The organism is Actinacidiphila polyblastidii, from assembly GCF_036353415.1.
In the GTDB taxonomy this organism is placed as follows: domain Bacteria; phylum Actinomycetota; class Actinomycetes; order Streptomycetales; family Streptomycetaceae; genus Actinacidiphila; species Actinacidiphila polyblastidii.
The window spans coordinates 1-13,954 of the sequence record NZ_JAZEWV010000015.1 but is presented as its reverse complement, the minus strand read 5'-3'; the positions used below and the strand labels follow the sequence as shown (position 1 = coordinate 13,954).

The 13,954-nt window shown below is 74.0% G+C and carries 9 protein-coding genes; all 9 read right to left on the bottom strand.

Features of this window, described 5'->3' with window-relative positions:
- Positions 1-328 precede the first annotated feature (328 nt).
- The 9 genes from aceE to cobT all read right to left on the bottom strand — a co-directional run bounded on the left by aceE (position 329) and on the right by cobT (position 13,876).
- Positions 329-3,013 carry a pyruvate dehydrogenase (acetyl-transferring), homodimeric type gene (aceE, locus tag V2S66_RS19375; protein WP_330797114.1) on the bottom strand — a complete coding sequence of 895 codons (2,685 nt, stop codon included), beginning with the start codon at positions 3,011-3,013 and terminating at the stop codon, positions 329-331.
- A 238-nt stretch (positions 3,014-3,251) separates the two neighbouring features.
- Positions 3,252-3,890 carry a GntR family transcriptional regulator gene (locus V2S66_RS19370; protein ID WP_330797113.1) on the bottom strand — a complete coding sequence of 213 codons (639 nt, stop codon included), beginning with the start codon at positions 3,888-3,890 and terminating at the stop codon, positions 3,252-3,254.
- Positions 3,891-4,038: 148 nt separating this feature from the next.
- A complete protein-coding gene (gene sucB / locus V2S66_RS19365) occupies positions 4,039-5,856 on the bottom strand; it encodes a 2-oxoglutarate dehydrogenase, E2 component, dihydrolipoamide succinyltransferase (protein ID WP_330797112.1) in 1,818 nt (605 codons plus the stop codon).
- 51 nt (positions 5,857-5,907) lie between these two features.
- On the bottom strand, positions 5,908-7,296 hold the full coding sequence (gene lpdA, locus V2S66_RS19360; RefSeq protein ID WP_330797110.1) for a dihydrolipoyl dehydrogenase: 1,389 nt from the start codon (positions 7,294-7,296) through the stop codon (positions 5,908-5,910).
- Positions 7,297-7,527: 231 nt separating this feature from the next.
- Positions 7,528-9,045, bottom strand: coding sequence for a leucyl aminopeptidase (locus tag V2S66_RS19355; RefSeq protein WP_330797109.1), 1,518 nt, complete (start codon positions 9,043-9,045; stop codon positions 7,528-7,530).
- Between the two features lie 502 nt (positions 9,046-9,547).
- Positions 9,548-10,333, bottom strand: coding sequence for an adenosylcobinamide-GDP ribazoletransferase (locus V2S66_RS19350; protein ID WP_330797108.1), 786 nt, complete (start codon positions 10,331-10,333; stop codon positions 9,548-9,550).
- Positions 10,334-10,342: 9 nt separating this feature from the next.
- A complete protein-coding gene (locus V2S66_RS19345; protein ID WP_330797107.1) occupies positions 10,343-11,050 on the bottom strand; it encodes a hypothetical protein in 708 nt (235 codons plus the stop codon).
- A 28-nt stretch (positions 11,051-11,078) separates the two neighbouring features.
- Complete coding sequence (locus tag V2S66_RS19340) at positions 11,079-12,785, bottom strand: phosphatidylglycerol lysyltransferase domain-containing protein (protein ID WP_330797106.1); 1,707 nt, start codon at positions 12,783-12,785, stop codon at positions 11,079-11,081.
- A gap of 68 nt (positions 12,786-12,853) precedes the next feature.
- Entirely contained in the window at positions 12,854-13,876 is a 1,023-nt protein-coding gene (gene cobT / locus V2S66_RS19335; protein WP_413966433.1) for a nicotinate-nucleotide--dimethylbenzimidazole phosphoribosyltransferase, read from the bottom strand.
- Positions 13,877-13,954: the final 78 nt, after the last annotated feature.

Here is a 13,954-nt window from a genome sequence, read left to right as displayed (position 1 = left end):
CCGGGGGACCGTAGCCGTCCGGTGTAGACGCCCGCAATCCCTTTCCGGCCGCCGGTGCGGCGCTGCGCGGCCGGAACAGGTGCTTCTCCAGGTGACAAGGGTGCCACCGGGCGCCTGTGCCCCCGGCGCTACGCGCGTCTCCCAGGTCGCGTTCGGTGCGTCGAGAGGCGGCACCCGTTGCCGTACGCCAGGACGGGGCGTCGTCCTGCCGACGCCGGGTCCGCGCGCGTACGCACCGGATACGCCGAGCGTGCCGTGGCCGGCTACGGCGGGCGGCGCAGACCGGCCCGCCTGACGGAGGACGCTCCGGGGGCCGGTCTGCGTGCGCTCACAGGCCGTAGCGCGCCACCGCCTCCTTGACCTTCGCCGGCGGTATGTCGCCGCGCCTGGCGAGTGCGCCCAGCGCCTGCACGACCAGCGACTGGGGGTCCACCCCGAAGTGGCGGCGGGCCGCGTCGCGGGTGTCGGACAGGCCGAACCCGTCGGTGCCCACCGACGTCCAGTCCTGCTCCACCCACGGGGCTATCTGGTCGGGCACCGCCCGCATCCAGTCGCTGACCGCGACCACCGGGCCGGCCGCGCCCTCGAGCGCGCGGGTCACGTACGGCACCCGCTCCTCGCCGCGCAGCCGCGCCGCGTCGCACTCCAGCGCCTCGCGGCGCAGCTCGGTCCAGGACGGCGCGGACCACACGTCGGCGGCGACGCCCCAGTCCTCGGCGAGCATCCGCTGCGCGTCGAGCGCCCAGTGGATGGCGGTGCCGGAGGCGAGCAGCTGGAGCCGGGGGGCGTCCGCGGCCGGGGGCTGCGCCTCGCGGTAGCGGTAGAGGCCCTTGAGGATGCCCTCCTCCACGCCCGCGGGCATGGCGGGCTGCACCTTCGGCTCGTTGTAGACCGTCAGGTAGTAGAAGACGTTCGGGTCCTCGTCGGCGCTGCCGGGGCCGTACATCCGGCGCAGGCCCTCGCGCACGATCACCGCGACCTCGTAGGCGAACGCCGGGTCGTACGAGATCGCCGCCGGGTTGGTGGAGGCGATCAGGTGCGAGTGGCCGTCGGCGTGCTGGAGGCCCTCGCCGGTCATCGTGGTGCGTCCCGCGGTCGCGCCGATCACGAAGCCGCGGCCCAACTGGTCGGCGAGCGCCCAGAACTGGTCCGCGGTGCGCTGCCAGCCGAACATCGAGTAGAAGATGTAGAACGGGATCATCGGCTCGCCGTGCGTGGCGTACGAGGTGGCGGCCGCGGTGAAGTCGGCGAGCGAGCCGGCCTCGGTGATCCCCTCGTTGAGGATCTGGCCGTTCTTCGCCTCCTTGTAGTACAGGAGCTGGTCGCGGTCGACCGGGTCGTACGTCTGGCCCTTGGGCGAGTAGAGGCCGGCGGACGGGAAGAGCGACTCCATGCCGAAGGTGCGGGCCTCGTCGGGGACGATCGGCACCCAGCGGCGGCCGGTCTCCTTCTCCCGCATCAGGTCCTTCACCAGCCGGACGAAGGCCATGGTGGTGGCGATCTCCTGGGTGCCGGAGCCCTGCTCCACCGCCTTGTACGCCTTGTCGGACGGCAGCGGCAGCGGCCGCGCGGTGACCTTGCGGGCCGGCGCGGGACCGCCGAGCGCGGCGCGCCGCTCGCGCAGGTAGCGCAGCTCCGGGGAGTTCTCGCCGGGGTGCCAGTACGGGACGACGTCGGCGTCCAGCGCGCTGTCCGGGATCGGCAGCTCCAGCAGGTCGCGCATGGTGCGGAACTGCGCGCCGGTGAGCTTCTTCATCTGGTGGTTGGCGTTGCGGGACTCGAAGCCCGCGCCGAGCGTCCAGCCCTTGACGGTCTGCGCGAGGATCACCGTCGGCGCGCCCTTGTGCTCGACGGCGGCGCGGTAGGCCGCGTACACCTTGCGCGGCTCGTGTCCGGCGCGCGAGGTCTGGAACAGCTCGACGACCTTCGCGTCGGTGAGCCCGGCGCCGATCGCCCGCAGCGAGGCGTCCGCGCCGAAGAAGTGCTCGCGCACGTAGGCCGCGTCGCGGGTCGCGTACGTCTGGAACTGCGCGTCCGGGACCTCCCGCAGGCGCCGCAGCAGGGCGCCGTCGGTGTCGAGGGCGAGCACCTCGTCCCAGGCCGCGCCCCACAGCGACTTGACCACGTTCCAGCCGGCGGCGCGGAACTGCGCCTCCAGCTCCTGCACGATCTTGAAGTTGGGGCGGACCGGGCCGTCGAGGCGCTGCAGGTTGCAGTTGATCACGAAGGTCAGGTTGTCCAGGCCCTCACGGCCGGCCAGCGCCAGGGCGGCGGTCGACTCCGGCTCGTCCATCTCGCCGTCGCCGAGGAACGCCCACACGCGGGAGTCCGAGGTGTCCTTGATGCCGCGGTGCTCCAGGTACCGGTTGAAGCGGGCCTGGTAGATCGCGGACAGCGGGCCGATGCCCATGGAGACGGTGGGGAACTCCCACAGCCAGGGCAGCCGGCGCGGGTGCGGGTACGAGGGCAGGCCGTCACCGCCGGTCTCCTGCCGGAAGCGGTCCAGATGCGCCTCGGTGAGGCGGCCGTCGAGGAACGCGCGGGCGTAGACGCCCGGCGAGGCGTGGCCCTGGAGGTACAGCTGGTCGCCTGACCCGGGGCCCTCCTTGCCGCGGAAGAAGTGCTGGAAGCCGGTCTCGTAGAGCCAGGCGGCCGAGGCGAAGGTGGCGATGTGGCCGCCGAGCCCCTGCCGGCTGCCGCGGGTGACCATCGCGGCGGCGTTCCAGCGGTTCCAGGCGGTGATCCTGGCCTCGATCGCCTCGTCGCCCGGATAGGCGGGCTCGGCGGAGGTCGGGATGGTGTTGATGTACTCGGTCTCCAGCAGGGAGGGCAGCGCGATGCCGTCGCCGGCGGCGCTCTCCAGGGTGCGGCGCATCAGGTACGCGGCACGGTGGGGGCCGGCGGCGCGCGCGACGGCGTCGAGGGACGCGCGCCATTCCGCGGTCTCTTCGGAGTCCCGGTCGGGGATCTGGTCGAGCTGGCTCAGCCGCGGCTGACGTACGGCGTCGGGCATGGGTGGCCGCCTTCCGAACGGAGGGAGGGTCGTGTGGGTGCGAGTGCGTGTCGGCACGACAGGGCTTCGCTCCCCGCACTCGACGATACGCCTGCGATCGATGATCGATCAATGATTCCCGGTCGGGTTTTCCAAGTCGGCACGGGGTGCCAGCCTTGCAGGCACCCCGTGCCTGACCTGGTCTTCCTTGGAAACAGTGGTGAGCGCGCCTCGTGCGCGGCGGGCGGCGGCCCGCTCGTCAGACCTGGGGGGCGCAGCTCAGCACATGGGACTTGATGAGCGCGCAGATGTCCGGGTCGCGGCGCGCGAAGGCGTCCACCAGCTCCTGGTGCTCGGTCGCGTACGCGCGGGGCGCCGGGCTCAGCCAGCGGATCGACAGCGTCGTCCAGACCTCGATGCCGAGCGTCTCCCACGCGTGCAGCAGCACCGCGTTCCCGGCCGCCCTGACCAGCTCGTGGTGGAAGGCGACGGTGTGCCGCACCTGCGCCTCGCCGTCCAGCTCCGCGTCCGCCTCGCGCAGCGCGGCGACCTCGCGCTCCAGCGCCGAGTGGTCGTCGGCCAGCCGGCCGGCCGCCAGCTCCGCCGCGACCTGCTCGAGACCGGCCCGCACCGGATAGCTCTCCTTGAGGTCGGCCGCCGTCAGGTTGCGCACCCGCACACCCTTGTTCGGCTCCGCCTCGATCAGCCGCAGCGACTCCAGCTCGCGCAGCGCCTCCCGTACGGGCGTCTGGCTGACCTGCAGCTCCACCGCGATCCTGCGCTCCACGATGCGCTCGCCCGGCTGCCACCGGCCGCTGACGATGCCTTCGAGGATGTGCTCGCGGATCTGCTCGCGGAGGCTGTGCACGATCAGGTGGGGGGCTGCGGCAGAGGCCATCGGGCGCACTCCTTCACACGTTGCGTGCCATAGACGATACGGGCACGGCGCAACCGTGCCTCCCCCGTCGCACGTGCGGCGCCCCCGTACCCCGGCAGGGTACGGGGGCGCCGCGCGTGTCGGTGCTCGCCGGTGCGCTAGACCCGGCTCACAGGCCCAGCTCGACCTCGAACTCGCCCGCCTCCAGGATCTCCTTGACCGCGGTCAGGTAGCGGGCCGCGTCGGCGCCGTCCACCAGCCGGTGGTCGTAGGACAGCGACAGGTACGTCATGTCCCGCACGCCGATGACCGTGCCCTCGGCGGTCTCCACGACCACCGGGCGCTTGACGGTCGCGCCGATGCCCAGGATGGCGGCCTGGTTCGGCGGCACGATGACCGTGTCGAACAGCGCACCGCGCGAGCCGGTGTTGCTGATCGTGAAGGTCGCGCCGGCCAGGTCGTCCGGGGTGATCTTGTTCGACCGGACGTTCCCGGCCAGCTCCGCGGTCTTCTTGGCGATGCCGGCGATGTTCAGGTCGCCCGCGCCCTTGATGACCGGGGTCATCAGACCCTTCTCGGAGTCCACCGCGATCCCGATGTTCTCGGAGTCGAAGTAGGTGATCGTGCCCTCGTCCCCGTTGATCCGCGCGTTGATCACCGGGTGCGCCTTGAGCGCCTGGGCGGCGGCCTTGACGAAGAACGGCATCGGGGAGAGCTTCACGCCCTCACGGGCGGCGAAGGACTCCTTGGCCAGGCCGCGCAGCCGCATGACCCGGGTGACGTCCACCTCGACCACGCTGGTCAGCTGCGCCTGCGAGTGCAGGGCCTTCATCATGTTGTCGCCGATGACCTTGCGCATCCGGGTCATCTTGACGGTCTGGCCGCGCAGCGGGGACACCGCGGCCGGGGCCTTCGCGGCGGCCGGAGCAGCCGCGGGGGCGGCGGCTGCCGCCTTCGCGGCCTCGGCGGCCGCGAGCACGTCCTGCTTGCGGATCCGGCCACCGACGCCGGTGCCGCGCACCGAGCCGAGGCTGACGCCGTTCTCGGCGGCGAGCTTGCGGACCAGCGGCGTGACGTACGCGCTGTCGTCGCCCGCGCCGGCGGGGGCCGCGGGGGCGGCAGCCGGAGCGGCCTGAGCCGGAGCCGGAGCCTGGGGCTGGGGCTGGGCCTGTGCGGCCGGTGCGGGAGCGGCCGGTGCGGGCGCCGGGGCCGGTGCGGCGGCCGGGGCCGGAGCCGCGGGCGCAGGTGCGGGGGCCTGGGCGGCGGGCGCCGGAGCCGCGGCGGGGGCGGGCGCGGCAGGCGCCGGAGCCGCCGCGGGGGCCGCGCCCGCCGCGCCGACGACGGCCAGCCGCGCGCCGACCTCGGCCGTCTCGTCCTCCTGGACCAGGATCTCCAGGACGGTGCCGGCGACCGGCGACGGGATCTCGGTGTCGACCTTGTCGGTCGAGACCTCGAGCAGCGGCTCGTCGGCCTCGACGCTCTCGCCGACCGCCTTCAGCCAGCGGGTGACGGTGCCCTCGGTGACGCTCTCGCCGAGCGCCGGCAGCACCACGTCGGTGCCCTGGGCGCCGCTCGCGCCCGCGGCCGCCTCGGCGGTCGGGGCGGGGGAGGGCGCGGCCTGCTCGGTCGACGGAGCGGCCGCGGCGGGCTGCTCGGCCGCCGGAGCGGGCTGCTCCGCGGGCTGTGCGGGCTGCTCCGCGGGCTGTGCGGGCGCGGCCTCGGCGGCCGGGGCCGCGGCCGGCGCGCCGGAGCCGTCGTCGATGACGGCCAGCTCGGCGCCGACCTCGACGGTCTCGTCCTCGGCGACCTTGATGGACGACAGCACGCCGGAGACCGGCGACGGGATCTCGGTGTCGACCTTGTCGGTCGAGACCTCGAGCAGCGGCTCGTCGGCCTCGACGTGCTCACCCTCGGCCTTCAGCCAGCGGGTGACGGTGCCCTCGGTCACGCTCTCGCCGAGCGCCGGCAGGGTTACGGAAACCGCCATGGTTGCGGTTGCTCCTAACGGATCTGTGCGGATGGGGTGGCGGGTGGAGGGTCAGTCGTGGGCGTGCAGCGGCTTGCCGGCCAGAGCCAGGTGGGCCTCGCCCAGCGCCTCGCTCTGCGTCGGGTGCGCGTGGATGAGCTGCGCGACCTCGGCGGGCAGCGCCTCCCAGTTGTAGATGAGCTGCGCCTCCCCGACCTGCTCGCCCATCCGGTCGCCGACCATGTGGACGCCCACGACGGCGCCGTCGCGGACCTGGACGAGCTTGACCTCGCCCTGGGTCTTGAGGATCTTGCTCTTGCCGTTGCCGGCCAGGCTGTACTTGAGCGTGACCACCTTGTCCGCGCCGTAGACCTCCTTGGCCTTCGCCTCGGTGATGCCCACGGAGGCGACCTCGGGGTGGCAGTACGTCACCCGCGGCACGCCGTCGTAGTCGATCGGCACGCCCTTCAGGCCGGCCAGCCGCTCCGCCACCAGGATCCCCTCGGCGAAGCCGACGTGCGCGAGCTGGAGGGTGGGCACCAGGTCGCCGACCGCCGAGACGGTCGGCACGTTGGTGCGCATGTACTCGTCCACCAGCACGTAGCCGCGGTCCATCGCGATGCCCTGCTCCTCGTAGCCGAGGCCCTGCGAGACCGGGCCGCGGCCGATCGCGACCAGCAGCACCTCCGCCTCGAAGGTCTTGCCGTCGGCGAGGGTGACCTTCACACCGCTGTCGGTGTACTCCGCACTCTGGAAGAAGGTGCCCAGGTTGAACTTGATGCCGCGGCGGCGGAACGCCCGCTCCAGCAGCTTCGAGCTGTTCTCGTCCTCCACCGGCACCAGGTGCGGCAGGCCCTCGACGACCGTCACGTCGGTGCCGAAGGACTTCCACGCCGAGGCGAACTCCACGCCGATCACGCCGCCGCCGAGGATCACCGCGGACTGCGGGACCCGGTCGATCACCAGCGCGTGGTCGGAGGAGATGATCCGGTTGCCGTCGATGGTCAGACCCGGCAGCGAGCGCGGCACCGAGCCGGTCGCCAGCAGGACGTGCCGGCCCTCGATCCGCTGCCCGTTGACGTCCACCGAGGTGGGGGAGGACAGCCGGCCCTCGCCCTCGATGTACGTCACCTTCCGCGAGGCCACCAGGCCCTGCAGGCCCTTGTAGAGGCCCGAGATCACGTCGTCCTTGTACTTGTGGACGGCCGCGATGTCGATGCCCTCGAAGGTGGCCTTCACCCCGAACTGCTCGCTCTCGCGAGCCTGGTCCGCGATCTCACCGGCGTGCAGCAGCGCCTTGGTGGGAATGCAGCCGTTGTGCAGACAGGTGCCCCCGAGCTTGTTCTTCTCGATCAGGGCGACGTCGAGCCCCAGCTGCGCGGCACGCAGAGCGGCTGCGTAACCGCCGCTGCCGCCGCCGAGGATCACTAGGTCGAAAACAGTGCTGGCGTCGTTCGCCACGTCACGTCCTCCATGCATGTACGCCGGATCCGGCCTCCATGACCGGTCGGCGGCTTTGGTTCGGCCGCTTTGTCTCAAAGGGGGGCCCTGTCGTGCCGAGACAACATCCTCGCACTTCTTGACGCCGGGCGGGCCACCGGGCCGCCTGGGTGAGACGAACGAGATACGGCCCCGGTCCGTGAGCCCGGGGCCGTAGTGACGGATCTCACGCGGTCCTGCCGCCGGCCAGGGCTAGAGCAGGTCGCCCGCGGCGGTCTGGCGGGCCAGGCTCACCAGGGTGCGCACGCCGGTGCCGGTGCCGCCCTTCGGGGTGTAGCCGAACGGCGCGCCCTCGTGGAAGGCCGGCCCCGCGATGTCCAGGTGCGCCCAGGTGATGCCCTCGCCGACGAACTCGCGCAGGAACAGGCCGGCGATCAGGCCGCCGCCCATCCGCACGCCGATGTTCGCGATGTCCGCGGTGGGGGAGTCGAAGGTCTTGCGCAGCTGCTGCGGCAGCGGCATCGGCCAGGAGTCCTCGCCGGCCGCCAGCGCGGTGGTGTGCACCGCGGTGCGGAACGCGTCGTCGTTCGCCATGATGCCGAACCGGCCCTCGCCCAGCGCCAGCACCATCGCGCCGGTCAGCGTGGCCACGTCGACGATCGCGTCCGGCGCCTCCTCGGAGGCGCGGGCCAGCGCGTCGGCCAGCACCAGGCGGCCCTCGGCGTCGGTGTTGAGCACCTCGACGGTCCTGCCGCTGTACATCCTCAGCACGTCACCCGGCCGGGTGGCCGCGCCGCCGGGCATGTTCTCGGCGAGGGCGAGCCAGCCCGTCACGTTGACCTTCAGGCCGAGCTTGGCGACCGCCACGATCGCCGCGAACACCGCGGCCGCGCCGCTCATGTCGCACTTCATCGTCTCGTTGTGCCCGGCCGGCTTCAGCGAGATGCCGCCCGAGTCGTACGTGATGCCCTTGCCGACGAAGGCCAGCGTGCGCTCCGCCTTGGGGTGTGCGTACGCCACCCGGACCAGCCGCGGCGGCGTCGCGGAACCCTGGCCGACGCCGAGGATGCCGCCGTAGCCGCCCTTGGCGAGCGCCTTCTCGTCCAGCACCTCGACCTTCAGGCCGAACTCCTTGCCGGCGGCCTGCACGGCGGCGGCGAACGCCTTCGGGTCCAGGTCGTTGGACGGCATGTTGATCAGGTCGCGCGCGCGGTTGACCTCCTCGGCCACCGCGACGGCACGCTCGGCGGCCGCCTTGTGCGCCTTGTCGCGCGGCTTCGCGCCGACCACCGCGACCTCGCCGAGCGGGCCCCTGGCCGGGCCCGAGCCGTTCTGCGACTGGTACGCGGTGAAGGCGTACGCGCCCAGCAGCGCGCCGGTCGCCACCGCCTCGACGTCGGCCGGGTCGCCCGCGGGCAGCGCGAACGCGGCCTTCTTGGCGCCCGCCAGGGTGCGGGCCGCCACGCCGGCCGCCTTGCGCAGTGCCTCCGGGTCGTACGCCACCCCGTCGTCGGGGGCCTCGCCCAGGCCGACCGCCAGCACGACCGCGGACTTCACGCCGGACGGCGCGGGCAGCTTGGTCGCCTCACCCTCGGTGCCCGAGGCGCCCAGCGTCTCCAGCAGGCCGGCGAGCTTGCCGTCGAAGGCGGCATCCACGGTTTCCGCTCCCGGAGCGAGACGGGGGCCCTTCGGGCCCTTCGTCACGCCCACGACGACGGCGTCCGCGCGCAACGCCGCGGCGGAGGAGGTACTGAGTGTCAGAGCAGTCACGGTGGATGAGGTCCTATTCGGTCGAGGTCCTTGTGCGTGCGGGCCGGTGGGATGGGCCGGCCCGGCCCCTCGCATCGTATTCCGCCCCGGCGCTGTCCGCGTCGCGGACGCCCCCCGCTCCCCCCGACGCCCCACCCCGCCCCACCTGGTCAGCGCCCAGATCGCGCCGTGCTCCCGCCCTGTCCGCGGGCTCGCGCCCGGACGGCGGTGGGGGTTGCGCCCTGCCAGGGGCGCGGGCAACCGGCCACCGGGCGGTGGTCCGGGGACGGCGGGAATTGCCCCTTCGGGGCGGTGCCGACGTACAGCCTCGTCGGGGTCGCTGGTCGCGCGGTTCCCCGCGCCCCTGAAAGGCCCCGGGCTGCGCCCGGACGGCGGTGGGGGCTGCGCCCCGCCAGGGGCGCCGGGCGGTGGTCCGGGGACGGCAGCAACAGCCCACCGGGCCGGTGGCGGTGTACCGCCCTCGCCCGCGCCTCAGGGAAGGACGGGCGCGGAGGGGGCGAGGTCAGTGGAGGGTGAGCGCCACGTACGTGGCAGTGGTGGCGGCCTCGCACAGGGCGCCGAAGACGTCGCCGGTGACGCCGCCGAGGCGGCGGACGCAGCGCCGCAGGAGGAGTTCGGCGCACAGGAGCGCGAGTACGGCGGCGAGGGCGCCGCGCCATGAGGCGACGGCGGCGGCGGCGAGGGCGGCGCACAGGAGGGCGACGCAGGCCGCCGTGGCGCGCGGCACCGCGGAGGCGACGGCGGCGCCGAGCCCGTCGGCGCGCGCCGCGGGCACCCCGCCGCGGCAGCCGAGCGTCATCGCGCCGCGCCCGGCGACCGCCGCGGCCACCACGGCGCCGCCCCCGCGCAGCGCCCCCTGCCCGTAGCCGTCCGCGGCCGCGGCGACCTGCGCGAGCAGGACGAGGACCAGCACGAGCACCCCGAACGGACCGATGTCCGACTGCTTCATGACGCGCAGCGCGTCCTGCGCGGGCTTGCCGCTGCCGAGCCCGTCGGCGGTGTCGGCGAGCCCGTCGAGGTGCAGCCCGCGGGTGAGCGCGGCGGGTACCGCGACCGCCGCGACGGCGGCCACCAGCGGGCTCGCACCGAGCCGTAGCAGCGCCGCGCCGGCAACGGCCGCGCACAGTCCGACCACGACGCCGACGAGCGGGGCGGCGATCATGCCGCCGCGGGCGGCCGCGCGGTCCCAGCGGCTCACCCGCACCGGCAGCACGGTGAGCGTGCCGAAGGCGAAGCGGAGCGCGTCCAGCGGGGACGCCGGGCCGGAGGCCGACGGGGTTGCGGTCACCGCGCGAGGCTATCGCGGCAGTTCGGCCGGGGTTCCGCGGCGGCCGAGACCCGTCTCCGCCGCGGCCAGCACGAGCACCGCGGCGACGCCGGTCAGATGTTCGTACCCGGCGAGGTTGGTCACCCAGACCACCTCGACGACCATCGCGACGGCGATGGCCGCCGCGGTGCACCAGGCCCGGTAGCGGCAGGCGGTGTACACGCCGAGCGCCACGACGGCCGCCGAGGGCCCGGTGTCGCGCACGTGCAGGGCGCGCGGCGTCAGGCCGAGGAAGGGGAACGGGTCGGGCCCCGCCCACAGCGTCCAGCGGGCGCACCATGTGCCGGCCACCGTGGCCAGCAGCGCGACCGCCAGCGTGCGCCGCGCGCCCAGCGTGGTCTCGGCGATCCCGAACACCACCACGACCTGGAGGAGCAGCCCCCAGATGGGCAGCGAGGGGTCGGGCACGAAGAGCGAGAGGGGCGTGCGCAGTATGGCCGTCCACCAGGGGAGGGTGGCGTAGACGCCGCCGAGCCGTTCGACCCAGTCGCTCAGTGCGTCGTCGCGCTGGACGAGTTGGAGCGCGAGGATGCCCGCGCAGGAGGCCGCGGTCAGCGGCACCGCCCGCAGCCGCGCGGTGCGCAGCGCCCGCCACACGTCCGGGAAGACGCCGCCCCACTCGGCCCGTACGAAGCCGTGTGCGCGGCCTGGTACGGAGCCGCGGACGCGGCCGCGCACGGGGGCTCGCCGTGCGGGCGGCGGGAGTTCAGCCGCTGCGCCGCCGTCGCAGCGGTGTGGGCAGCCGGGGCACTCCGAGGAAGCCTTCGGCACGGGCTCCGGCGAGCCCGATCCTGGGCAGTTCGCTCGACTTGCCGAAGAGCACATAGCGGGGCTCCCAGATCGGGCGGAACTTGGCGTTGGCGCGGTACAGCGACTCGATCTGCCACCAGCGCGAGAAGAACGTGAGCAGCGAGTGCCACAGCCGCAGCACCGGTCCTGCGCCGAGCCGCGAACCGCGCTCGAACACCGAGCGGAACATGGCGAAGTTCAGCGAGACCTGCTGGACGGTCACCTCGTCGGCGCGCTGGATCAGCTCGATCACCATGAACTCGATCAGGCCGTTGTCCGCGCCGCGGTCACGCCGCATCAGGTCGAGGGAGAGCCCGTGCGGCCCCCACGGCACGAAGCTGAGCAGCGCCCGGGGTGTGCCGTCGCCGTCCTGGCACTCCACCATCACGCACTCGCCGTCCGCGGGGTCGCCGAGCCGGCCGAGGGCCATCGAGAAGCCGCGTTCCGTGCCGCCGTCCCGCCAGTGGTCGGCGCGCTCCACCAGCACGTCCATCTCGTCCGGCGGGATGGCGGCGTGCCGCCGGATGCGGACGGTGCAGCCGGACCGCTTCACCCGGTTGTACGCCTGCCGGACGGTGCGCATCGCACGGCCGTCGAGGGTGAAGTCGGTGGTCTCCACGACGGCCTCGTCGCCGAGTTCGAGGGCGTCCAGGCCGTGCCGGGCGTAGACCGTGCCGGCCTCCTCGCTGGCGCCCATCACCGCCGGCACCCAGGCGTGCTGCTTCGCCTCGGCGAGCCAGGCGTCGATCGCGCCCGGCCACGCCTCGGGGTCGCCGATCGGGTCGCCCGAGGCGAGGGTGACGCCGCCGAGCACCCGGTAAGCGATCGCGGACTTGCCGGTGGGCGACCAGATGACGCTCTTGTCGCGGCGCAGCGCGAAGTAGCCGAGGGAGTCGCGCTCGCCGTAGCGGCCGAGCAGGCCGCGCAGCCGCTCCTCGTCCTCGGCGCCGAGCAGTTCGCGGCCGCGCGGGGAGCGGAAGGCGACGAAGAGCACCAGCAGGAAGAGCAGGGTGCTCATGATGTTGATCACGACGTCGACCCAGCCCGGGGTGACGATGGTCATGAACCCGGCGTCGCTGGGGACCAGCGAGACCAGCCGGACCAGGGCGTAGCCGAAGGTGTCGCCGAACCCGGCGCCGTTCTCCGAGTTGGTGACGGCGACCAGCGCGGTGCCGACCAGCGCGGCCAGCACCAGGCCGACCACGGCGGCGACGGCGGCCTGCCAGGGGTTGGCCCGGTCGCCCTTCGCCCGGAACTCGCGCCGGCCCAGCAGCAGCGCGACGAGGAACGCGGTGGTCAGCCCGAGGGACACCCAGTTCTGCGCGTGCCGGTGGATCTCCGGCCACACCATGCTGAGCGCGAGCGCGGCGAAGAACAGCCCGCACAGGATCAGGTTGAGGATCCAGGCCGCGCGCTTGCGCCGCCGCATCGTGACGGCGAGGAACAGCGCGAAGGCGGCGGAGGTGAAGCCGGCGGTCAGCAGATAGGGCGTGAAGTAGTTCTGGGCGTTGTGGCGGCGGATGTCGGTGCCGAAGCTGACCCAGACGGCGCCCAGCAGGTTCACCGCGGTCACGATGCGGAGGTACCACACCGTGAAGGCGGCAGCGCGCCGGGCGGTTCCCATGAACGGGAAGCCTATTCCGAAATGACCGGATTATCCGGTATGCCCCGCGCGGTACGGCGGTCGCGCTGTCAGCCGGCCAGCTCCGCCGACAGCGCGGCGGCGGCCTGGAGCAGCGGCAGGGCCAGTACGGCGCCGGTGCCGCCGCCCGCCGAGACGCCGCGGTCCAGCAGCGGCTCCAGCGAGATCCGGTCCAGCGCCTTGTCCTGGCCGGCCTCGCCGGTCGCGCCGCCCGCCACCCACCAGTCCGGGGCCCGGAAGGCCACCCGCTGCGCGACCAGCGCGCACGCCGCGCTGACCACGCCGTCGAGCACGACCGGCATCTTGCGGACCGCGGCCTGCAGCAGGAAGCCGGTGATCGCGGCGAAGTCGGCGCCGCCGACCGCGGCGAGCAGCGCCAGCTGGTCGCCCAGCACCGGGCGGGCGCGGCGCAGCCCGTCGCGGATCGCCGCGCACTTGCGCATCCACGTGAGGTCGTCGATGCCGGAGCCGCGGCCGGTGACCACCGAGGCGTCGGTGCCGCACAGCGCGGCGATCAGCACGCCGGCGACGGTGGTGCCGCCGACGCTCAGGTCACCCAGCAGCACCAGGTCGGTGCCGGAGTCGGCCTCCTCGTCGGCCAGCGCCATCCCGGTGCGGAACGCCTGCTCCGCCTCCTCGGCGGTCAGCGCGTCCTCGACGTCGATCCGGCCGGAGCCGCGGCGGACCCGGTGCGCGGTCACCTCGTCGGGCAGCTCCGCCGGGTCGCAGTCCAGCGCCATGTCGATCACGCGGACGCCGGCGCCGTACTGGCGGGCGAGGACGGTGACCGGCGCGCTGCCGTCGATCGCGGCGCGGGCCAGCGCGGCCGCGGTGCCCGCGGGGCGGGCGGACACGTCCAGAGCGGCGACGCCGTGGTCGGCGGCGAAGATCAGCACGCGCGGGCGCGTGATCGGCTTCACCGGCACGTGGCCCTGCACGGCGGCCAGCCAGTCCGCCAGCTCGGCGGGCTTGCCCAGCCCGTCCGCCGGCCGCACCAGCTTCTGCCACCGCTCCTGCGAGTCCCGCCGCGAGTCCGCGTCGGGGCGCTCCACCAGGGACCCGAACTCATCCATCTCGATGCCGCTCACCCCGGAACCCTATCGCCCCCGCCCCCCACCCCCGCACGGGCTGTACGTCATCTCCGGCCCGGA